The sequence below is a fragment of the Pantoea sp. GD03673 genome, assembly GCF_029844725.1.
Lineage (GTDB): Bacteria > Pseudomonadota > Gammaproteobacteria > Enterobacterales > Enterobacteriaceae > Pantoea.
The window spans coordinates 204389-225019 of record NZ_JAOCKJ010000009.1; the positions used below are offsets into that span (position 1 = coordinate 204389).

At 56.8% G+C, this 20631-nt stretch carries 21 protein-coding genes; 12 read left to right on the plus strand and 9 right to left on the minus strand.

Annotated elements, in window-relative coordinates; all coding sequences use genetic code 11:
- Positions 1–31: 31 nt before the first annotated feature.
- Positions 32–358: a nitrite reductase small subunit NirD gene (gene nirD, locus N5J69_RS18235; protein ID WP_279772013.1), complete on the minus strand. Its 327-nt coding sequence runs from the start codon at positions 356–358 to the stop codon at positions 32–34.
- Positions 355–2895, minus strand: coding sequence for a nitrite reductase large subunit NirB (gene nirB / locus N5J69_RS18240; RefSeq protein ID WP_279772015.1), 2541 nt, complete (start codon positions 2893–2895; stop codon positions 355–357). The genes nirD and nirB overlap by 4 nt, the downstream gene beginning before the upstream one ends.
- Positions 2896–3116: 221 nt before the next feature.
- Between nirB and N5J69_RS18245 the strand changes: the two genes are divergently transcribed.
- On the plus strand, positions 3117–4394 hold the full coding sequence (locus N5J69_RS18245) for a cytosine deaminase (RefSeq protein WP_279772017.1): 1278 nt from the start codon (positions 3117–3119) through the stop codon (positions 4392–4394).
- Positions 4395–4429: 35 nt separating this feature from the next.
- Here the strand turns inward: N5J69_RS18245 and tsgA are convergent, their stop codons facing one another.
- Positions 4430–5608: an MFS transporter TsgA gene (gene tsgA / locus N5J69_RS18250; protein ID WP_279772019.1), complete on the minus strand. Its 1179-nt coding sequence runs from the start codon at positions 5606–5608 to the stop codon at positions 4430–4432.
- 261 nt (positions 5609–5869) lie between these two features.
- Here tsgA and ppiA point away from each other — a divergent pair, with 261 nt between their 5' ends.
- The 5 genes from ppiA to N5J69_RS18275 all read left to right on the plus strand — a co-directional run bounded on the left by ppiA (position 5870) and on the right by N5J69_RS18275 (position 9214).
- Positions 5870–6442, plus strand: a complete 573-nt coding sequence (gene ppiA, locus N5J69_RS18255; protein ID WP_003852970.1) for a peptidylprolyl isomerase A — start codon at positions 5870–5872, stop codon at positions 6440–6442.
- Between the two features lie 99 nt (positions 6443–6541).
- Positions 6542–6712 (plus strand): YhfG family protein, encoded by a 171-nt coding sequence (locus N5J69_RS18260; RefSeq protein ID WP_279772022.1) that lies wholly within the window; start codon positions 6542–6544, stop codon positions 6710–6712.
- On the plus strand, positions 6702–7295 hold the full coding sequence (locus N5J69_RS18265; RefSeq protein WP_279772024.1) for a putative adenosine monophosphate-protein transferase Fic: 594 nt from the start codon (positions 6702–6704) through the stop codon (positions 7293–7295). The genes N5J69_RS18260 and N5J69_RS18265 overlap by 11 nt, the downstream gene beginning before the upstream one ends.
- 41 nt (positions 7296–7336) lie before the next feature.
- Complete coding sequence (locus tag N5J69_RS18270; RefSeq protein ID WP_279772026.1) at positions 7337–7912, plus strand: aminodeoxychorismate/anthranilate synthase component II; 576 nt, start codon at positions 7337–7339, stop codon at positions 7910–7912.
- A gap of 81 nt (positions 7913–7993) precedes the next feature.
- On the plus strand, positions 7994–9214 hold the full coding sequence (locus N5J69_RS18275; RefSeq protein WP_279772028.1) for an aspartate aminotransferase family protein: 1221 nt from the start codon (positions 7994–7996) through the stop codon (positions 9212–9214).
- Between the two features lies 1 nt (position 9215).
- Here N5J69_RS18275 and N5J69_RS18280 read toward each other — a convergent pair whose 3' ends face one another.
- Positions 9216–11291, minus strand: a complete 2076-nt coding sequence (locus N5J69_RS18280) for a YccS/YhfK family putative transporter (protein ID WP_279772029.1) — start codon at positions 11289–11291, stop codon at positions 9216–9218.
- A gap of 57 nt (positions 11292–11348) precedes the next feature.
- Entirely contained in the window at positions 11349–11981 is a 633-nt protein-coding gene (crp, locus tag N5J69_RS18285) for a cAMP-activated global transcriptional regulator CRP (protein WP_279772030.1), read from the minus strand.
- Between the two features lie 303 nt (positions 11982–12284).
- Here crp and N5J69_RS18290 point away from each other — a divergent pair, with 303 nt between their 5' ends.
- Positions 12285–12689 (plus strand): OsmC family protein, encoded by a 405-nt coding sequence (locus tag N5J69_RS18290; RefSeq protein ID WP_013359265.1) that lies wholly within the window; start codon positions 12285–12287, stop codon positions 12687–12689.
- Positions 12690–13080: 391 nt separating this feature from the next.
- Here the strand turns inward: N5J69_RS18290 and N5J69_RS18295 are convergent, their stop codons facing one another.
- The 3 genes from N5J69_RS18295 to N5J69_RS18305 form a co-directional block, all read right to left on the minus strand.
- Positions 13081–13950 (minus strand): phosphoribulokinase, encoded by an 870-nt coding sequence (locus N5J69_RS18295; protein WP_279772031.1) that lies wholly within the window; start codon positions 13948–13950, stop codon positions 13081–13083.
- A gap of 61 nt (positions 13951–14011) precedes the next feature.
- Positions 14012–14230 carry a YheU family protein gene (locus N5J69_RS18300; protein ID WP_279772032.1) on the minus strand — a complete coding sequence of 73 codons (219 nt, stop codon included), beginning with the start codon at positions 14228–14230 and terminating at the stop codon, positions 14012–14014.
- 4 nt (positions 14231–14234) lie between these two features.
- Positions 14235–15251 (minus strand): hydrolase, encoded by a 1017-nt coding sequence (locus N5J69_RS18305; protein ID WP_279772034.1) that lies wholly within the window; start codon positions 15249–15251, stop codon positions 14235–14237.
- Positions 15252–15309: 58 nt separating this feature from the next.
- Here N5J69_RS18305 and N5J69_RS18310 point away from each other — a divergent pair, with 58 nt between their 5' ends.
- Complete coding sequence (locus N5J69_RS18310; protein ID WP_279772036.1) at positions 15310–15912, plus strand: LysE family translocator; 603 nt, start codon at positions 15310–15312, stop codon at positions 15910–15912.
- 1 nt (position 15913) lies between these two features.
- Here N5J69_RS18310 and N5J69_RS18315 read toward each other — a convergent pair whose 3' ends face one another.
- Complete coding sequence (locus N5J69_RS18315; protein WP_279772038.1) at positions 15914–16894, minus strand: LacI family DNA-binding transcriptional regulator; 981 nt, start codon at positions 16892–16894, stop codon at positions 15914–15916.
- Between the two features lie 236 nt (positions 16895–17130).
- On the opposite strand from N5J69_RS18315, the gene tauA reads away from it, so the two are divergent.
- The 4 genes from tauA to tauD are packed head-to-tail and all read left to right on the plus strand — an operon-like array spanning position 17131 to position 20545.
- Positions 17131–18108, plus strand: coding sequence for a taurine ABC transporter substrate-binding protein (tauA, locus tag N5J69_RS18320; RefSeq protein WP_279772041.1), 978 nt, complete (start codon positions 17131–17133; stop codon positions 18106–18108).
- A gap of 9 nt (positions 18109–18117) precedes the next feature.
- The gene (gene tauB, locus N5J69_RS18325; protein ID WP_279772043.1) at positions 18118–18885 is read left to right on the plus strand and encodes a taurine ABC transporter ATP-binding subunit; all 768 of its coding nucleotides are present in this window, start codon (positions 18118–18120) and stop codon (positions 18883–18885) included.
- Entirely contained in the window at positions 18882–19709 is an 828-nt protein-coding gene (gene tauC / locus N5J69_RS18330) for a taurine ABC transporter permease TauC (protein ID WP_279772045.1), read from the plus strand. The genes tauB and tauC overlap by 4 nt, the downstream gene beginning before the upstream one ends.
- The gene (gene tauD / locus N5J69_RS18335) at positions 19706–20545 is read left to right on the plus strand and encodes a taurine dioxygenase (protein ID WP_279772047.1); all 840 of its coding nucleotides are present in this window, start codon (positions 19706–19708) and stop codon (positions 20543–20545) included. Before tauC ends, tauD begins: the two co-directional genes overlap by 4 nt.
- Positions 20546–20631 lie beyond the last annotated feature (86 nt).

The following is a 20631-nucleotide window of genomic DNA, read 5'->3' on the forward strand; positions in this document are numbered from 1 at the left end:
AACGCCCGCAGAGGCGGGCTGTTGACGGGCATTACAGGCAGACTTCGACCTGCCCGGCAGTGACCCGCACCGGCCAGGCCGCTACGGAGCGCGTTTCATCCTCCATGCAGAGGCCATCGCTGAGGCGAAAACGCTGTTTCTTCAGCGGGCTGGCCACCCACAGCGCATCCTGATGTTCGGCGATAATGCCGCGTGACAGCACGCTGGCATCGGCAAACGGATCGATATTGCTGATGGCATAGAGCTGCTCATCATCGCGCGGGCGGAAGATAGCCACCTGCTGGCCTTTAACCAGCGCGCAGACGCCCGTGGCGGGCAGGATCTGCGTCAGCGGGCACACCGGATTCCACTGGCTCATGATTCGGTCTCCTTAATCAGGGTCACGGCAATACGTTCATCGGCGCGTGCAGGGCGGTGCTGGTCGCGCTCGGCCACCCGCTGCACGCCCGGATCGCGCTGCGGCGAGTTGATAAAGTGGGCAAAGCGCGTCAGGTGGTTTTCATCTTCCAGCGTCTCCTGCCATTCACAGCGGACGCTGGCGCGCAGCGTGGCAAGCTGCTGTTCCATCTGGCTGTTGAGACCCAGCTTGTCCTCCACGATCACCTGACGCAGATAGTCGATGCCGCCTTCCAGACTCTCCAGCCATAGCGAGGTGCGCTGCAGGCGGTCGGCGGTGCGGATATAGAACATCATGAAGCGGTCGAGATAGCTGACCAGCGTCTGCTGATTGAGATCCGCTGCCAGCAGATCGCCATGACGCGGTTTCATGCCGCCATTGCCGCACACATAGAGGTTCCAGCCCTTTTCCGTGGCGATGATGCCAACATCTTTGCCCTGTGCTTCCGCACATTCGCGTGTGCAGCCGGAAACACCAAACTTCATCTTGTGCGGCGTGCGGATGCCTTTGTAGCGGTTTTCCAGCATCACGCCGAAGCCAAGGCTGTCGCCCACGCCGTAACGGCACCAGGCACTGCCGACGCAGGTTTTCGCCATACGCAGCGCCTTGGCGTAGGCCTGACCGGTTTCAAATCCGGCAGCGATCAGCTGAGACCAGATAGCGGGCAGATCGTCTTTCTGTGCGCCAAACAGACCGATGCGCTGCGAGCCAGTGATTTTGGTGTAGAGCTGGTAGCGTTCGGCGATGTCGCCAATGACTTTCAGTCCCTGCGGCGTGATTTCACCGCCGGGTGAGCGCGGGATCACCGAGTAGGTGCCATCTTTCTGAATATTACCCAGATAGAGGTCGTTGCTGTCCTGCAACGGCGCGTGCTGCGGCCTGAGCACGTACTCATTCCAGCAAGAGGCGAGCAGTGAACCAGCGACAGGTTTGCACACTTCACAACCGTAACCCTGACCATAACGCGCCAGCAGCGCATCAAATGTTTTGATCTCCTCCACCTGAATCAGGTGATAAAGCTCCTGACGAGACCAGGCGAAATGGGCACACAGATGGTTACTGACCTCAATGCCCTGGCGGCTGAGTTCGCTGTTGAGTACCTGAGTGATAAGAGGGATACAGCCACCGCAGCCGGTGCCTGCGCGGGTGCTGCTCTTCAGGGCTGCCACGGTATGACAGCCCCCCTGAACCGCCTTGACGATGTCGCCTTTGCTGACGTCGAAGCAGGAGCAGATTTGCGCACTGTCAGGCAGAGAATCGACGCCGATCGCCGGTTTATCGCCGCTGCCTGCAGGCAGAATCAGCGCTTCCGGGTTAGCGGGCAGCGGAATCGCATTCAGCACCAGTTGCAGCAGGTTGCCATAATCGCTGGTGTCGCCCACCAGCACGGCACCCAGCAGGGTTTTCTGGTCTTCGCTGATAATCAGGCGTTTATAGACCGATTTGCCTTCATCCAGCCAGACCACGCTGCGTGCGCCAGGTGTGGTGCCGTGCGCATCGCCAATCCCGCCGACATCGACACCCAGCAGCTTAAGTCTGGCGCTCATGTCCGCGCCGGTAAACGTATTGTCGCGGCCCAGCAGATGGTCGCTGGCGACCTGCGCCATTTTGTAACCCGGTGCCACCAGGCCATAGACGCGGTTCTGCCAGGCGGCACACTCACCGATGGCGTAAATGGCCGGATCGCGGGTCCGGCACTGGTCATCAATCACGATGCCGCCACGCGGACCCAGCGTTAATCCGCACTGCTTCGCCAGTTTGTCCTGCGGACGAATACCGGTGGAGAAGACGATGAAATCGACGTCCAGCGCGCTGCCGTCGGCAAACCGCAGTGTTTTGCCGCCATGCTCATGGTGAACAATCTGTTGGGTGTTTTTGCCGGTATGGACCCGCACGCCCATCTGCTCAATCTTGCGGCGTAGTTGCTCGCCACCTTGCTGATCTAACTGCTCCGCCATCAGGACAGGCGCAAATTCAATGACGTGGGTTTCAATCCCGAGATTTTTCAGTGCGCCCGCCGCTTCGAGTCCCAGCAGGCCGCCGCCCATGACCGCACCGCGTTTGCTGCGGCGCGAGCAGGCTTCAATTGCGTTGAGATCCTCAATGGTGCGGTAGACAAAGCAGTCGCTGCCCTGCGCGCCATCAATCGGCGGGATCCACGGATAAGAGCCGGTGGCAAAAATCAGCGTGTCGTAGTGAACGGCGCGGCCAGTGCTGGAGTGGATGAGCTTCTCATCACGGTTAATGGTAATGGCGCGCTCGCCCAGCAGCAGAGTAACCTGATGCCTTTCATAATACCCTTCACGAACCAGTGACAGTTCTTCAGCAGTATGATGGGAAAAGTAAGCGGAAAGGTGGACACGATCGTAGGCGACGCGGGGTTCTTCACAAAAGACGGTCAGCGAAAACTGGTCGGGTTCCGCTTTCTCAAGTAACTCTTCTATGAAGCGGTGGCCGACCATGCCGTTACCGATAACGACGACATTGTGCTTGCTCATTTTTGCCTCAAATTTGCGATATCTGCGGCTACAATAGCGCGCCTTTTCTGACGCTTATTGATATGCATCAACCACGACGCCATATACCCATTAAGAGGTATATGGTTGATTTTCATTGCCTTTATCTGGTGCGGCTAACCTGTTGAATAGGTTGCATTGCCGCTGAGGGTATGAATCGTGCTAGTTTTAACCACACAGGTTAATCGGATAAGGAATCAGCCATGCTGTCACCTAAGTGGATCAATAACGTGCGTTTACCCTGGCGGGAAGGATTGTGGCAAATCGAAATCGCCGACGGAAAAATAGCCCGCATTTCAGCGCAGCCGCAGCAGCCTTCACCGGCAGCGCAATCGCTGGATGGCGAGGGCGGCTTAGCCTGCGCGCCGTTTATTGAGCCGCATATTCATCTGGATACCACCCAGACGGCGGGTGAACCGGCATGGAATCAGTCCGGCACGCTGTTCGAAGGAATTGAGCGCTGGGCCGAGCGTAAGGCGCTGCTCAGCCACGAAGATGTGAAACAGCGGGCGTTACAGACGCTGAAATGGCAGATCGCCAACGGCATTCAGTTTGTGCGCACCCACGTTGATGTGTCAGACCCGTCCCTGACGGCGCTGAAAGCGATGCTGGAGCTGAAAGCGGAGATGGCACCGTGGATCACGATTCAGATAGTGGCGTTTCCTCAGGAGGGTATTCTCTCCTATCCCAACGGCGAAGCGTTGCTGGAGGAGGCGCTGCGGCTGGGTGCAGATGTGGTCGGTGCGATCCCGCACTATGAATTTACCCGTGAATATGGCGTCGAGTCGCTGCATAAAACCTTTGCGCTGGCTAACCGCTACGACCGGCTGATCGACGTTCACTGCGATGAGATCGATGATGAGCAGTCGCGCTTTGTGGAAACCGTGGCGGCGCTGGCGCATCGCGACGGCAACGGCGCACGCGTGACGGCCAGTCATACCACCGCGATGCACTCTTACAATGGCGCGTACGCCTCAAGGCTGTTCCGCCTGCTGAAGCTGTCGGGCATTAACTTTGTCGCGAATCCGCTGGTCAATATTCACCTGCAGGGGCGCTTTGACACCTATCCTAAGCGGCGCGGCATTACGCGGGTGAAAGAGATGCTGGAGGCAGAGATTAACGTCTGCTTCGGCCACGACGATGTGTTTGATCCCTGGTACCCGCTGGGCACAGCTAACATGCTGCAGGTGTTGCATATGGGCTTACATGTCTGTCAGCTGATGGGCTATGAGCAGATCGATGCAGGACTGGATCTGATTACGCACAACAGCGCGAAGACGATGCAGCTGGCAGGCTATGGCATTCAGAGTGGCAACGATGCCAGCCTGATTATACTGCCAGCAGAGAGCGGTTTTGATGCGGTAAGAAGGCAGGTCCCGGTGCGCTATTCACTGCGTCGCGGTGTGGTGGTGGCAGAGACGAAGCCCGCAGAAAGCGAGATTTACTGGCAGGAGCGGGAGCGCATCGACTTCCGGCGTTAACTCACAGGGCGGCGATTAATCGCCGCCCTGAATGATTAATGCGTAACGTGACCGTGCGTACGATGACGGCTGACAAAGCCGAGCAGGGCACACATCACAAACACCACGGCGTAAAGCGCGTTAGCCGTCGCCAGTGCGGTATGCACGCCACTTTTCTCAACGATAGGTGCCGTGACCACAAAGGTCAGCATGGTGCCGACGGTGCCGCAGGTCAGAATGAAGTTCACCAGCTTCGGTGACGCCACTTTGGTCTGCAGTGAACCCAGGGTGATGATAGTGGTGTAGATTGCGCTGGAGCTGAAGCCCAGAATCATGATGATCCATTTCAGCATGCTGGCATCGCTGCTGCTGACGAACCAGTACATCAGCACCGTGGCCAGACCCGCCAGCACCATCAGAATGCGTTGCAGATCGAAGAAACGCAGCAGGAAGCTGAAGACCCACATCCCGACCATATACGCCGTCCAGAAGCTGCCTACCAGCTGTCCGGCATCGTTAATGTTCATGCCCATGACTTTGGTGGCGTATTCCGGTACCCAGGAGATAAAGCCGAGCTGGCCCAGAATGTAGCAGAGTGCCGCGACAGCCAGCAGCAGCACGCCCACTCCCCATTTCTCTTTCTCAACTGTCGGGCTGTTTTCGGGCTTACGCAGCACCGGGAACTCCACAAACAGCGTCATGATGAAGATGGCGACGTAGATAAAGCCGATGCAGACATAGACCCAGTACCACGGCAGCTGACGCGCCAGCAGAATCCCGGCCAGCACCGGAAACAGCGTGCCCGCCATGCTGAAGAAGGAGTCGGTAAACAGCAGGCGTGAACCGCGCTGACGGCCTTCATACATGTGGGTGATCAGGAAAGTACCAATCGACATGGTAATGCCGCTGACCACGCCCAGCACAAACATACAGAGCGAGAAGACGGTCAGATCGCGGCTGGTCATCAACCCGATGATTGCCAGCACCATCAGGACGAAGCCAAAAATCAGCTGGCGCTTCAGTGGCACAATGACCATCAGCCAGGCGTTCAGGAAAACCGCCGCCAGGATGCCGCTGTTGAGGAAGGTGAAGGTATTACTCATGCTGGAGATGGGGATCTGGAAATCTTTTGCGATATCGCCCATTACCATGCCGGTAACGATCACCAGCGCGCCGGTCAGCGCGTAGGAGAAGAAGCTTATCCAGGTAAGGCCAATACGATTACGGTTTGTCATGTTCTGAACCTGTTGAGAACCGGGTGCCAAAAAGTGTCAGAAAGTGTAAACGGAACTGTGATCTTAATAAACAAGCAGTGAAACTACAGATCCATATTTCATGTGTTGTGTGATTTTAATCACGCAATTGCGGTTGTTTAACGTTTGCTCAGGCCTTTTGCCGCATCAGCGTAAATATAGGTAAAACGCTGGCTCATGGAATAGAGTCTCTCTACAATCAATCACGTTTTTGTGCCCGCTCTCCCAGGTAAGGAATCTTTCATGTTTAAACGTACTTTAACAGCGGCAATCACCCTGTTAGCGCTCTCTTCCGTTTCCGCCCAGGCGCTGGCTGCAAAAGGTGACACCCACGTTCTGCTCACCACCTCCGCCGGCAATATCGAACTCGAACTGAATAACCAGAAAGCGCCGGTTTCTGTGAAAAACTTCGTTGATTACGTCAACAACGGTTTTTATAACAACACCATTTTTCACCGCGTGATCCCGGGCTTTATGGTGCAGGGTGGTGGCTTCACCACGGACATGCAGCAGAAGCAAACCAACGCGCCGATTAAAAATGAAGCCGATAATGGTCTGCGTAACCTGCGCGGTACCATTTCTATGGCGCGTACCGCGGACAAAGACAGTGCCACCAGCCAGTTCTTCCTTAACGTCGCGGATAATGCGTTTCTCGACCACGGCCAGCGCGATTTCGGCTATGCCGTATTTGGTAAGATTGTGAAAGGCCAGGATGTGGTTGAAAAAATTTCTCAGGTACCTACCAAAGATGTCGGACCGTACCAGAATGTTCCGTCCAAACCGGTAGTTATCCTCTCTGCTAAAGTCCTGCCTTAATGCTTTTCGTCGCCATCTGCGGATGGCGACCGCCTGCCGCCTCCGGCAAAGCCAGAATTTGCTCTTATACTTAGGGCAAAAACCTGAGCAGGAGGCGGTATGGCGAACACACTCACCGAAAAACAGAAAGTCACGCTGTGGCAACAGCGGCGTAGCGCCAGCTATCAGGCCAGCTGTAAGCTGGAAGGCTTTCCACAGAATGAAACCAGCCTGAACAGTGAAGATGCGGCTGCACGCCTGGCCTCACTGAGGAGGCAATATGGACGCTAATACCGCCGTCAGCCAGGATCCCTACCTGTGGCAGCATGACAATGTGCTGAAAAATCTGATCGATATTCATGATGCCGCCCAGCTGCGAAAAGCAGAGCTGAGCTTCAGTGCGGCACGTGCCGCCACGCTGGAACTGGGACCGCGTAATCCCGGACTGCCCTACCTGCGCCAGATCCACCGCACGCTGTTTCAGGATATCTACAGCTGGGCCGGTGAATTACGCATCCTCGATATCTGGCGTGACGAGACGCCATTCTGTCATTTCGAATACATTGAAAAAGAAGGCAACGCTCTGATGGCCACGCTGGAAGAGGAGAAAGGACTCGCTGAGCTGCCGCGTGACGCATTTATTCAGCGCCTTGCCCACTACTACTGCGAAATCAATATGCTGCATCCTTTCCGCCACGGAAACGGTCGGGCACAGCGGATTTTCTTTGAACAGCTGGCGCTGCACGCCGGTTATCTGCTGTCGTGGGAAGAGACGGACGCTGAGAGCTGGAAAGCAGCTAATCAGGCGGGTGTCGCGGGCGATCTGACGCCGCTGGAGCAGGTGTTTGCGAAAGTGGTGAGCGAGGCAGCTTAACCGCGTAGAATAGCGGCGCGGTTTATTATTCTGGACGCCTCATGCTGCTGCTTATCGACAATTACGACTCCTTTACCTGGAATCTTTATCAATATTTCTGCGAGCTGGGCGCGCAGGTTCAGGTGGTGCGCAATGATGCCATCACCCTGGAGCAGATGGCAGCGTTACCGCTGACCCATCTGGTCATTTCCCCTGGTCCCTGCACGCCGTCGGAGTCGGGCATCTCGCTGGCGGCGATCAGGCATTTTGCCGGTCAGCTGCCGGTGCTGGGCGTCTGCCTGGGCCATCAGGCGATTGCGCAGGCGTATGGCGCACAGGTCGTGCGTGCGCGTCAGGTTATGCACGGCAAAACTTCAGCGATTCAGCACACCGGCCAGGGCGTGTTCCGCAATCTTAGCAATCCCCTTACCGTTACCCGCTATCACTCGCTGATTGTGCAGCGCGATTCACTGCCCGATGCGTTCGAAGTGACTGCCTGGACGCTGCGTGACGGCGAGCCCGACGAGATTATGGGATTCCGTCATAAAACCCTGGCGCTGGAAGGCGTACAGTTCCATCCCGAAAGCATTCTCAGCGAACAGGGACATCAGCTGCTGCGCAATTTCCTTGCGCAATGAGTTGCCTTTGAGTGATTTTTTATGCATATTTTGTGATTATTATTTCAATGTTGCACAACAATCATTCAAATGGGGTCATCAATGGCAGCCGAAAAAATTGCGGTCACGCGGGAAACGTTCGATAACGTTATTTTGCCTGTTTATGCACCTGCGCAGTTTGTGCCGGTAAAAGGCAAGGGCAGTCGCGTATGGGATCAGCAGGGCAAAGAGTATATCGACTTCTCGGGCGGTATTGCCGTCACCGCACTGGGTCACTGCCATCCTGCGCTGGTGGAAACACTGAAAAGCCAGGGCGAAACGCTGTGGCACACCAGCAACGTTTTCACTAACGAACCGGCGCTGCGTCTCGCCAGTAAGTTAATTCAGGCGACCTTTGCTGAGCGCGTTTTTTTCGCCAACTCCGGTGCCGAAGCCAACGAAGCGGCGTTTAAGCTGGCGCGCTACTACGCCTGCAAACGTCACAGCCCGTTCAAAAGCAAGATCATCGCTTTTCATAACGCCTTTCATGGCCGGACGCTGTTTACCGTTACGGTCGGCGGGCAGCCAAAATATTCTGACGGATTCGGGCCAAAACCGGCAGATATCGTCCACGTGCCGTTTAACGACCTGGATGCCGTGAAAGCGGTGATAGACGATCACACCTGCGCCATCGTGGTTGAACCGATTCAGGGAGAGGGCGGCGTCATGCCCGCGACGCAGGAATTTATGCAGGGACTGCGCGAGCTTTGCGATCGGCATCAGGCGCTGCTGGTGCTGGATGAAGTACAGAGCGGCATGGGGCGCAGCGGCAAGCTGTTCGCCTATGAGCATTATGGCATTCAGCCCGATATCCTGACCTCAGCTAAAGCGCTGGGCGGCGGTTTCCCGGTCAGCGCCATGCTGACCACGAACGAGATTGCCTCGACCATGGCACCGGGCGTGCATGGCACCACTTATGGCGGTAATCCGCTGGCCTGTGCCATCGCTGAAACTGCACTGGATATCATCAATACACCGGAGGTGCTGGCGGGCGTGGAGATGCGTCGTCAGCACTTTGTCACGGCGCTGCAGGCCATTGATGCGAAGTATGATCTGTTCAGTGACATTCGCGGCAAGGGGCTTCTGATTGGCGCGGCGCTGAAACCACAGCATGCTGGCAGGTCACGCGACATACTCAATGCCGCCGCCGCTGAAGGTGTGATGGTGCTGGTTGCCGGAACTGACGTCATGCGTTTTGCCCCGTCACTGATCATTGAACCGGCGGACATTGAAGAGGGCATGAGCCGCTTCGCCACCGCCGTCGGCAGGGTGCTCAACGGCTGATTTAGTTTTTGCGTAAGCGTCTGATTAACCAGCGGCCATGTTGCGGTCGCTGGTTCCACGCCAGCGATGAAATGGTGTACATCACGCTCAGATGATCGAGAATGCGCCGCACATGCTGCTCCACCACCGTGACTGGCCCCTCACTGATGTTCTCCAGGTCATCCAGCAGATTAACCTGTGAGCTTTCACCATCATATTCCAGCCGCTGCTGACACCGCTGCAGCGCGATTTCACAGGATTGCAGATAGCGTTCAGCCAGCGAGGCCGTCAGCATGGTGTGCTCACGCGCCAGAATCGTTATTGCGTTGATATGCTCGACGATAAACTGACTGTGTGTGACCCAGAGCCGCATATCACTCAGGTAGCGGGCGTTGAACGCGGGTTCCTGCATCGCCTGATTCAGCGAGTTAAACAGCGCATTGTGCGCCTGATTGACCTTTATACGCTGATACGCGAGTTTTTCTGGCGATTGTTCGTCGCCCAGCAATAGGCGCAGCGCATCCTGATAGGTTTCCAGCGCGTCATGGGCGTTCTGCCGCAGTAAGCCGCTCTGCCACTGTGGCCACAGCCATAGCATCCCGCCAAAGGCAATCAGACAGCCCATCAGCGTATCCATCAGTCGCGGCAGCAGAAACTGCGCACCATTCAGTGACAGCAATTGCAGCGAGTAAACCGCCGTAACCGTAAAGCCAATCATCGACCAGCCATAGAACTGGCGGGTAAAGCGATAGCTGATAAAGGTTATCGCCAGCATGATCAGCAATACCAGCGACTCCGGCACCGCCAGCCGCAGCGTGGCGGCCGCGATCACCAGACCGGCAAAGGTGCCCAGCGCCCGGTGCTGGATACGAACACGGGTCGCGCTGTAACCGTTCTGACTGACGAACATAATGGTCATCAGGATCCAGTAAGGCTTGGGGATGTTGAAGAACAGCGCCAGCGCGCTGCCCAGCATCAGCATCACCGCAAAGCGACCGGCGGTGCGCAGTGCCGATGAGCGAAACGAGAGATAGCTGCGAAGCGCCGGTAACAGCGGCAGACGGCGCTGACGGTCTGCCATCAGATCGCGCGTGTACAGCGGTTTCTGGGTGCGCAGTACCCGCGCAATGCGGTTGAAGTGATAGAAGCAGAAGTTACCTACCGGATTATCGGGATGCTGACGGGCGATTTTCTCCAGCGCGCCGAGCTGTTTATCCATCGCAAAGCGATCGGGTAACTGGTGATAAAGAATGTCATCCGCCAGCACCCGCAGCCGGGCCGAGATGGTTTTGGCATTCCAGCGGATCACCGCTTCAGCATGACTCTGTTCCACCAGCTTCTGTACCTCTTCCGGCCGATGCAGGCTGACTGAGATATGCTCCTGCAGATCCAGCGCTACCTGAAAAGCACGCGTCAGCCTCTTATGGCTGTGATCGCGGCTTGCCGACAGCATGTGCATCTGCTGATAACAGGTGTTGATCAGATCGACCACTTTCTGCTGACGAGCCAGCAGCGGCGGCAACGCCTTTTCCGGGTCGGTCAGCTGTGTCAGCAGGGTATATTTGGCGTCACAGTAGCTGGCCAGCTCGCGGTAAATGAGACTCAGGCTCTCGCGCATCGGCTGCTCTTTCCACAGCCAGAACCAGAACCAGTTAAACAGCCCATACCAGAGCGTGCCGCCGATATAGAGCAGCGGGGTGACATAGATGGGCATGCGCCCAACCAGGCTCAGGGTAAAGATGGCGGCAATTAGAGTACCGGGCAGAAGGCGGCCATGCAGCGGGCTGATCTCACCCGTGACGCCGAGCAGCAGCGGCAGGGCGAAGAGGATCAGCGGCAGTGGAATCGCATGCAGGGTAAGCCACTGGATCAGGAAGCTGCCGAGGGCAAACAGGCTGCCACCCACGATCAGACGTTTGAAGAAGCGTTTATGCGGCGTATCGAGACCGGCGATATTGCAGCAGGCGGGCACTAACGAGAACAGCAGACCTTTTTGCAGGTCGCCAGCCAGCCAGCCCAGCGCGACCGGCAGGCAGAGCACCAGCGTTTGCCGCAAGGCGTAGTTAACTTCAGGATGGTAAATAATTCGACGCCACATCGGCCCAACACAAACAATAACGGCGTGATGTTGCCATCACGCCGTGGGTGACAGGAATTAGCGGGTGCCGTAAACGACGATGGTTTTGCCGTGTGCAGAGATCAGGTTCTGATCTTCCAGCATCTTCAAAATACGGCCCACGGTTTCACGTGAACAACCAACAATCTGGCCAATTTCCTGACGAGTGATTTTAATTTGCATGCCGTCGGGATGCGTCATGGCATCTGGCTGCTTCGCCAGGTTAAGCAGAGTCTGTGCAATGCGTCCGGTGACGTCGAGGAAAGCGAGGTTACCCACTTTTTCAGACGTTACCTGCAGGCGACGCGCCATCTGCGAAGAGAGTCGCATCAGGATGTCGGGATTAACCTGGATCAGCTGGCGGAATTTCTTGTAAGAAATCTCTGCCACTTCGCACGCGCTTTTCGCACGTACCCAGGCGCTGCGCTCCTGGCCTTCTTCGAACAGGCCAAGCTCACCAATAAAATCGCCCTGATTCAGGTAGGAAAGGATCATCTCTTTGCCTTCTTCATCTTTAATCAGAACCGCGACGGAACCTTTCACGATGTAGTAAAGCGTTTCTGCTTTTTCACCTTGGAGAATCAGCGTACTTTTGGATGGATACTTGTGAATATGGCAATGGGACAGGAACCATTCGAGTGTAGGGTCTGTTTGCGGTTTGCCGAGAACCATTCGCTATTATCCTCTGTTGTAATCGTGCCCAAAATACAGGGGGCAGTTTTCCCTGTCAGGCGGTGAAAGCTTCAAGCGTTTCCTTTTCAGGAAATTATTCGGGCCGCATCAGGCGCAGTGCGCATCATTCTTCCCGGCTTCGCCATCGGGTGACGAAAAATATTTTCAGCACTGTTTGTAGCACAGCTTTTGCCGACTGTCTTCTGTTGTCTCGCTTCAGCTTCGGGCGGATTTCTCTGGATTGCTGTTTACCAGACGAAAGCGTACTCTGGCGACAAAACAGCGTATTCCGGAGCAAAAAACATGCAGGCAAGAGTGAAATGGGTAGAAGGGCTGACATTCCTCGGAGAATCCTCATCCGGCCATCAGATACTGATGGATGGCAATTCGGGTGATAAAGCGCCCAGCCCAATGGAGATGGTGCTGATGGCGGCGGGCGGATGCAGCGCGATTGATGTGGTGTCAATTCTGCAAAAAGGCCGCAACGATGTGGCTGATTGTGAAGTAAAACTCACCTCAGAACGTCGTGAAGAGGCACCGCGAATCTTTACGCACATCAACCTGCATTTTATCGTGAGTGGCAAAGCGCTCCAGGATAAGGCGGTCTCACGCGCCGTCGATCTTTCGGCTGAAAAATATTGCTCGGTGGCGATCATGCTGGGCAAAGGTGTAACGATTACGCACAGCTATGAGGTGGTTGAGCTTTAATGGCCGCGGGGGCTTTTAAGGTCACTGACAATATCGGTTCCGCATAGCTGACAGACGACGCCTGCGCAGAGCATCCGCTTTGAGACAGTGCCTGCGCAGGGAACCGGGTCAGATCGGAAAGACGCAAAAACTGCCATCCATGGCATGTTCGGCCCGCGCCGTCCCTGGCGCGGGACGCTTTCCTCTTCTGACCCGGTTCCCTGCGAGTTGAGCTTCTTTATCGCTATCGCTGCCAGATCCTCTGTGCCCCCGGTCAGCCAGCAGTAGTCTTTCTGAAACGGGAAGCGGCTGCCGGACGTGAAGCCTGCTCAGCAGTAAGCCTTTACCCGCAGAAAAGCCAGTTTTACATCTTTGTAAAGGGCATGTGTTATCAGCGCTCTTTTCTGACCGCTCACTCTATGCGCTTGCCTTCCATCAGCCGTTTCACCAGCGGGCCCATAATCAACTCCATCGCCAGCCCCATTTTACCGCCAGGCACCACCAGCGTATTAATGTGCGAGATAAACGATCCCTGCAGCATCGCCAGCAGATAGGGGAAGTCGATATCCTCCAGTCCCTGAAAGTGAATCACCACAAAGCTTTCATCAAGTGAGGGGATGGCGCGGGCGGCAAACGGGTTTGAGGTATCCACGGTCGGGACACGCTGAAAGTTAATATGGGTGCGTGAGAACTGGGGTGTGATGAAGTTGATGTAATCTTCCATTGAACGCACCACGGAATCCATTACCGCTTCACGTGAATGACCGCGTTCGCCCGTGTCGCGCACCAGTTTCTGAATCCATTCCAGGTTAACAATGGGCACCACGCCCACCAGCAGATCGACCTGTTCCGCCACGTTGTGCTGGGCCGTTACAACGCCGCCATGCAACCCTTCATAGAAAAGAATATCGGTGTTCTGCGGCAGCGGCTGCCACGGCGTAAAGGTGCCTGGCACCTGATTCCACGGCACCGCTTCATCGTAGGTGTGCAGATATTTACGCGACTGCCCCTGTCCGCTGTGACCATACTCTCTGAAACTCTGTTCCAGCAGGCCAAAGTCGTTGGCTTCCGGGCCGAAATAGCTGACATGACGTCCTAAATCGCGCGCCTTGCGAATGGCCATATCCATTTCAGGGCGGGTAAAGCGGTGAAAACTGTCACCTTCCAGCTCTGCCGCATGCAGATCGAGCTGCTGAAAGATTTTGCGGAACGCCAGGCTGGTGGTGGTGGTTCCTGCACCGCTGGAACCAGTGACCGCAATAATGGGATGACGTGCAGACATAAAAAAGCTCCCTGTGAGGTCGGGCGATGAGCATTGTTATCATGAAACGGTGCCGGGTGCATCAGCCACGAAATTCTTTGCGTGGCATGATATTGACCGATTCATGCAGTTCCGACCACACCAGCACCACTTCACCGGTTTCCAGCTGACGTCGCACATCAGCCACCTTGTCCGGCAGGCTGCGTTCATGTTCGCCATAGTCCGTGCCTTCGCGCAGGACAAAGGTTTCAATCAGATTTTCAAGGGTCTCAGGTGAGACCTGTTGCCAGGGAATAATCACGAGATCAGTTATCCAGAAAAGGGGCGATCCACTGTGGGATGCGCTGTTCCAGCCACATTTCAGGCTGGCGTAACGTCCCACCGACAAAACCTACGTGGCCGCCGTGTGGGCTCAGTTGATAGGTAATAGTGGCAGATAATTGGCTGCTGTGCGGAATCACCTCATCACTCATAAAGGGATCGTCTTTGGCGTGGATGATCAGCAGCGGTTTTTCGACCTGCCTGAGCCACGGCATGGCGCTGGCACGATGATAGTAATCGGCCGCATCGACAAAACCGTGGGCGCGGGCGGTAATCGCATCATCAAAATCGCGCAGCCGCCGCAGCGCTTTCAGCTGTGCCAGATTGACCGGCAGAGTGTCCGGCCAGGCGTGCAGTTTACGGCGGGCATTTTTCTTCAGCTGCGCCAGCAGATAGTACTGATAGAAGCGGGAAAAGCCGCGCTCCAGTTTGATGCTGCACGGTTCCAGCAGCAGCGGGGCGGAGACAATCACGCCTGCCTCCACCTCAGCGGCGGCACCCTGCTGGCCCAGCAGGCAGCCCAGCATATTGCCGCCCAGCGAAAAACCGACGGCGGCGGTGGGCACGTAGCCCCAGCGCGTGCGCAGCCAGTGCAGGAAAAAGCGGGCATCGTCGGTTTCACCGGAGTGATAGATGCGGTTCAGCCGGTTAGGTTCGCCGCTGCAACCGCGAAAATGCATCACCACCGCCAGCCAGCCACGTGCGCGGCAGATCGCCATCAGGCCATGAATATAGGGGCTGTGAAAACTGCCTTCCAGTCCATGAAACAGCACCACGCGCGGTTTATGCTGCGCGAACTGCGGATCTTCACTCCAGGCGAGATCGACGAAGTCGCCATCCGGCAGGTCGAGACGCTGCCAGAAGGGGTCGGCTGTAATACGGCGACGCAGCAGGCGCGGCAGCAACGTCTGCAGGTGCGCGTTACGCAGGCTGTCAGGTGGCGTGAACGGCTCGTTTTCGGGGCCGGTAAATTTCATGTGGTAAAAGCTTGTCTGTTCCATATCACACTGTTAGCTTCGTTTAGTTTTTTCTTGCAGGGGTAAGGAGTACCCGATTGCCATGGAACTGAGTCTTTTCTTATCAATGCTGGGATTTCTTTGGGTCGCGGCGATTACGCCCGGCCCTAATAATATGTTACTCACCGCCTCGGGCGCTAATTTTGGCTTTGTGCGCACCCTTCCGCTGATGATTGGCATCATGATCGGTATGCAGGTCATGCTGCTGATGGTGGCCTTTGGCATAGGCGGTCTGATCCTGCTTTATCCTTCGCTGCACCTGGTGCTGAAGATTGCGGGCAGTCTTTACCTGCTCTGGCTGGCGTGGAAGATAGCGACGTCGAGCTATGAAAAGCTGGAAACCGATCAGGCACCAAATGCACCGATGCCATTCTGGCAGGGTGGATTGCTGCAGTTAATCAATCCCAAGGCCTGGCTGATGGCGCTGGGCGCGGTCGCCAGCTTCAGTCTGGCCGGAGAGGCTTATCGTCATTCGGTGATGGCGATAAGCATCGGCATGTTTCTGGTTAATCTGGTATCAGGCGTGATCTGGATGGGATTTGGCGCGATGATCGGCCGCATTCTGCGCAGCCGTCGCGCCTGGAAAATCTTTAACCTTGCGATGGGGCTGCTGACTGCGGCCTGCGTGCTGTTAATCTGGCACTGAGTCAGCTGGATGCGCGTTCAACGCGCGTCCAGGGCAGCACGTCACGAATCACTGGCGCGTTCGGGTTACGGATTTTCTGCAGCAGCAACTGCACGCTGCGTGCGCCCAGCTGGTTCATCGGCTGCTCGATGGTGGTCAGCGGTGGATTAAGGCTGCGGGTAAACGGCACGCCATCAAACCCGACGACCGCCAGATCCTCCGGCACGCGCAGACCCGCTTCCAGCGCCGCATGAACGACCCCGACCGCCAGCACATCTGACACCGCAAATACCGCATCCGGCGGTTCTGGCAGCGTCATCAATTCCCTCAGCCCCTGACTGCCCGCTTCAGGGGAAATTTCATAGGTATAAGAGATGCCGGACCACGCAAACCCCAGCTCGTCAATCGCCTGCCGGTAGCCCTTTTCACGATGATGTGAGTAGAGGTAGCGCATGTCACCATTGACCAGCCCGATGCGCTTACGCCCTTTACCCGCGAGGTAGTGGACAGTGTCGCGTGCGGCTTCCAGGTGATCAATGCTGACCGAAGAGGCGGGAATATCCGGATCAAATTCACAGCACTGCACCCAGGGGGCACCCGCAATCAGCGCCTGCAAATCCTGTAAGCCGGAGGCCGCATCCATCGTAATCACGCCATCCACCACTTTGCCGGTCAGCAGGCTCAGATAGGCGGCTTCGCGCTGGAGCTGCGAGGCAGAGTTACAGAGCAGGATGTGATAGCCGTGCAGTTCCGCTTCGGCCTCAATGCCCTGAACCACGCGTGAGCAGAAGGGGTTGGTGATATCCGAGATCAGCACCAGCAGCATGTTGCTTTGCGCCGTGCGCAGCTGACGCGCCAGCAGGTTGGGCTGATAGTCGCAGGCAGAGATTGCCGCCAGAACTTTCTCACGCGTATCGGGTTTTACGCCGGGATGCGCATTGAGAACCCGCGATACCGTGGCTTTGGAGACGCCAGCCAGCTGAGCGACTTTCTCGATCGACATCGGATACAGTGACCTTAACAGGCAAAAATTGGGAACGCATATGAATAGCACAGGGACAATGTGAGCGCCTGACATTTTTGCTTACTTTAGCTATTTTCAGCATTTGCGATTTTTGTCTTAGTTTTGCAGATAGTGATCTAAGAACTTATTTCTATTAGGGATAATTTTTAATTCCTTTATGAAACTATAGCGGCCAGAGACACTGCCTCCACGATAAAAACGGCGGGGTAATGATCATGGCAGCAACACGATTAACTTTTTTAGCCGCAGCGCTGGCGCTGCTGGCATTTCGGGCTGATGCGGTCACTGTCACCGTGGCGTACCAGACCTCCGCCGAACCGGCAAAAGTGGCCCAGGCTGACAACAGTTTTGCGAAAGAGAGCGGGGCCAGCGTTGACTGGCGCAAGTTTGACAGCGGCGCAGGCGTCTTACGCGCACTGGCTTCCGGCGACGTGCAAATTGGTAACATCGGTTCCAGTCCGTTAGCGGTCGCCGCGGCACAGAAACTGCCGATTGAAGCGTTCTTGCTCGCCTCTCAGCTGGGCAACTCAGAAGCGCTGGTGGTGAAGAAGAACATCACTACGCCTCAGGATCTCATCGGCAAGCGCATCGCGGTGCCGTTCATCTCCACTACCCATTACAGCCTGCTGGCTGCACTGAAACACTGGGGCATCAGCCCGTCGCAGGTTCAGCTGGTGAACCTGCAGCCGCCCGCGATTATCGCGGCATGGCAGCGTGGCGACATTGATGGCGCCTACGTCTGGGCACCCGCAGTCAATGCACTGGAAAAAGAGGGCAGGGTGTTAACCGACTCTGCGGAAGTCGGGCGCTGGGGTTCACCGACGCTGGATGTCTGGGTGGTACGCAAAGATTTTGCCGAACAGCATCCGGACATCGTTACCGCTTTTGCCCGCAGCGCGATTGATGCGCAGCAGGCCTATCTTAACAGCCCCGACAGCTGGCTGAAGCAGCCCGATAACCTCAGCAAACTCTCACGCCTGAGCGGCGTGCCGGAAGCACAGGTGCCGGGTCTGGTGAAGGGGAATACCTACCTGACGGCGCAGCAGCAGGTTGAGCAACTGGGCAAACCGGTCAACAAAGCGATCGTCGATACCGCGCAGTTCCTGAAAGCACAGGGCCGGGTGCCGCAGGCCGATAACGACTACAGCAGTTACGTGACCTCCCGCTTCGTCGAGCCACTCGTAAAACCGTAAGGAGGCATCATGCTGCGCATCGCTCACCTCAATGCCCGTTATGCCGGACAGCCGGTGTTGCAGGATATCAATCTGCAACTGGATAGCCATGAACTGCTGGTGGTGCTTGGCCCCTCTGGCTGCGGCAAAACCACGCTGCTTAATCTGGTGGCCGGATTTCTGCCGGTGGAGTCGGGCAGTATCACGCTGGATGACCGGCCAGTGACCGGGCCTGGTGCGGAGCGCGGCGTAGTGTTTCAGCATGAAGGGTTACTGCCGTGGCGCAACGTGCTGGATAACGTGTCCTTTGGTCTGCAACTGGCGGGGATGGAACGCCCGGCACGGGAGGCGATTGCGCGGAAACTCATCAGGCAGGTCGGGCTGGAAGGCGCGGAAAAGCGTGCCATCTGGCAATTGTCCGGGGGGCAGCGTCAGCGGGTGGGGATTGCGCGCGCACTGGCTACCGATCCGCAACTGCTGCTGCTGGATGAGCCTTTCGGCGCACTGGATGCCTTTACCCGCGAGCAGATGCAGACCCTGCTGCTGACGCTGTGGCGCGACAGCGGTAAACAGATCCTGCTGATTACGCACGACATAGAAGAGGCAATTTTCCTCGCCAGCGAACTGATTCTGCTGTCTCCGGGGCCGGGACGCATCGTGGAGCGACTGCGGCCCGATTTTGGCCGGCGCTTTGCCGCCGGAGAGTCGTGCCGCAGCATCAAATCCGATCCGCAGTTTATCGCCCAGCGCGAGTATGTGCTGAGCCGGGTGTTTGATCAGCGGGAGGCGTTTGCATGAGCGCGTTAATCCACGACAAGTCTCTGCCGGTGCGCCGTCGGCTGCGCTGGCCGTTTTCAACGGCTTTTACGCTAAGCATGCTGAGCCTCTCGCTGTTGTTACTGCTCTGGTGGAGCGTCACTGCGCTGGGCCTGATTGCCCCGCTGTTCCTGCCGCCGCCGCAGCAGGTATTCAGTAAGCTGCTGGTGATTGCCAGCGCACAGGGCTTTATGGATGCCACGTTGTGGCAGCATCTGGCCGCCAGCCTGACAAGAATGCTGATTGCGCTGGCTGCTGCTGCCGCTATCGGCATTCCGGTGGGAATTCTGATGGGCCTTAGCCCCGTAGCACGCGGGCTGCTCGATCCGCTGATTGAACTTTATCGTCCGATTCCGCCCCTCGCCTATCTGCCCCTGATGGTGATCTGGTTCGGGATTGGTGAGACGTCGAAAATCCTGCTGATCTACCTGGCGATCTTCGCGCCCGTGACGCTCTCCACCCTGGCCGGGGTGCGTAATACGCAGCAGGTGCGCCTTCGTGCTGCGCGCTCGCTGGGGGCGAACCGCTGGCAGCTGCTGCGCTGGGTGATTCTGCCGGGCGCGCTGCCGGAGATTCTGACCGGTCTGCGCATAGGGCTGGGGGTTGGCTGGTCAACACTGGTGGCGGCTGAGCTGATCGCTGCCACGCGTGGCCTCGGTTTTATGGTGCAGTCCGCCGGAGAGTTTCTCGCCACCGATGTGGTGCTGGCGGGTATCGCGGTGATCGCTTTTATCGCTTTTAGCTTAGAACTCGGGCTCCGCGCAGTGCAGCGCCGTCTGACGCCCTGGAGTGGAGAACAGTCATGAATGAACGTCTCAGTTTTACCCCGCTTGGTCCTTATATTGGTGCGCAGGTTTCAAACCTGGATGTCTCACGGCCATTAAGTGATGCGCAGTTTGAGCAGCTTTATCATGGCCTTCTGCGCCACCAGGTGCTGTTTCTGCGTGACCAGAAAATAACACCGGAACAGCATCGCGCACTGGCCATCCGCTTTGGCGACCTGCATATCCATCCGGTCTATCCCCACGCAGAAGGCGTCGAGGAGATTATCGTGCTGGATACCCATCAGGATAATCCGCCTGACAATGATAACTGGCACACCGACGTTACTTTTATCGACACGCCACCGGCCATCGCATTGCTGGCCTCAAAAGTGTTGCCGGAGGCGGGCGGTGACACGCTCTGGACCAGCGGCATTGCGGCTTATGAGGCGCTCTCTGAACCTTTTAAGCAGCTGCTGGACGGGCTGCAGGCCGAGCACGATTTCAAAAAGTCATTCCAGGAGTATAAGTACCGCAAAACCGAAGAGGTGCATCAGCGCTGGCAGCAGGCGGTGGCAAAACATCCGCCGGTGCAGCATCCGGTCATCCGCACGCACCCGGTCAGCGGTAAGAAAGCACTGTTTGTGAACGAGGGTTTTACCACGCGGATTGTGGCGTTAAGCGAAAAGGAGAGTGATGCGCTGCTGGGCTTCCTGTTTGCGCACGCCACCAAACCGGAGTTTCAGGTGCGCTGGCGCTGGCAGCCAGACGATCTGGCTATCTGGGATAATCGGGTGACGCAGCATTATGCCAATGCCGACTACTATCCTGCCCGGCGAATCATGCAGCGGGCAACGGTGCTGGGTGACAAACCCCGCTGAGCGAGATTCTCCCCGCACGCGGGGAGATGTTGGGATAGCCAGCATCAGCTGCACGATAAACCGAAGATTCTCCCCGCACGCGGGGA

What these genes read in the sequence shown, in the direction of transcription:
- nirD (WP_279772013.1), bottom strand. Translation starts at nt 358, where the DNA reads ATGAGCCAGTGGAATCCGGTGTGCCCGCTGACGCAGATCCTGCCCGCC.
- nirB (WP_279772015.1), bottom strand. Translation starts at nt 2,895, where the DNA reads ATGAGCAAGCACAATGTCGTCGTTATCGGTAACGGCATGGTCGGCCAC.
- N5J69_RS18245 (WP_279772017.1), top strand. Translation starts at nt 3,117, where the DNA reads ATGCTGTCACCTAAGTGGATCAATAACGTGCGTTTACCCTGGCGGGAA.
- tsgA (WP_279772019.1), bottom strand. Translation starts at nt 5,608, where the DNA reads ATGACAAACCGTAATCGTATTGGCCTTACCTGGATAAGCTTCTTCTCC.
- ppiA (WP_003852970.1), top strand. Translation starts at nt 5,870, where the DNA reads ATGTTTAAACGTACTTTAACAGCGGCAATCACCCTGTTAGCGCTCTCT.
- N5J69_RS18260 (WP_279772022.1), top strand. Translation starts at nt 6,542, where the DNA reads ATGGCGAACACACTCACCGAAAAACAGAAAGTCACGCTGTGGCAACAG.
- N5J69_RS18265 (WP_279772024.1), top strand. Translation starts at nt 6,702, where the DNA reads ATGGACGCTAATACCGCCGTCAGCCAGGATCCCTACCTGTGGCAGCAT.
- N5J69_RS18270 (WP_279772026.1), top strand. Translation starts at nt 7,337, where the DNA reads ATGCTGCTGCTTATCGACAATTACGACTCCTTTACCTGGAATCTTTAT.
- N5J69_RS18275 (WP_279772028.1), top strand. Translation starts at nt 7,994, where the DNA reads ATGGCAGCCGAAAAAATTGCGGTCACGCGGGAAACGTTCGATAACGTT.
- N5J69_RS18280 (WP_279772029.1), bottom strand. Translation starts at nt 11,291, where the DNA reads ATGTGGCGTCGAATTATTTACCATCCTGAAGTTAACTACGCCTTGCGG.
- crp (WP_279772030.1), bottom strand. Translation starts at nt 11,981, where the DNA reads ATGGTTCTCGGCAAACCGCAAACAGACCCTACACTCGAATGGTTCCTG.
- N5J69_RS18290 (WP_013359265.1), top strand. Translation starts at nt 12,285, where the DNA reads ATGCAGGCAAGAGTGAAATGGGTAGAAGGGCTGACATTCCTCGGAGAA.
- N5J69_RS18295 (WP_279772031.1), bottom strand. Translation starts at nt 13,950, where the DNA reads ATGTCTGCACGTCATCCCATTATTGCGGTCACTGGTTCCAGCGGTGCA.
- N5J69_RS18305 (WP_279772034.1), bottom strand. Translation starts at nt 15,251, where the DNA reads ATGGAACAGACAAGCTTTTACCACATGAAATTTACCGGCCCCGAAAAC.
- N5J69_RS18310 (WP_279772036.1), top strand. Translation starts at nt 15,310, where the DNA reads ATGGAACTGAGTCTTTTCTTATCAATGCTGGGATTTCTTTGGGTCGCG.
- N5J69_RS18315 (WP_279772038.1), bottom strand. Translation starts at nt 16,894, where the DNA reads ATGTCGATCGAGAAAGTCGCTCAGCTGGCTGGCGTCTCCAAAGCCACG.
- tauA (WP_279772041.1), top strand. Translation starts at nt 17,131, where the DNA reads ATGGCAGCAACACGATTAACTTTTTTAGCCGCAGCGCTGGCGCTGCTG.
- tauB (WP_279772043.1), top strand. Translation starts at nt 18,118, where the DNA reads ATGCTGCGCATCGCTCACCTCAATGCCCGTTATGCCGGACAGCCGGTG.
- tauC (WP_279772045.1), top strand. Translation starts at nt 18,882, where the DNA reads ATGAGCGCGTTAATCCACGACAAGTCTCTGCCGGTGCGCCGTCGGCTG.
- tauD (WP_279772047.1), top strand. Translation starts at nt 19,706, where the DNA reads ATGAATGAACGTCTCAGTTTTACCCCGCTTGGTCCTTATATTGGTGCG.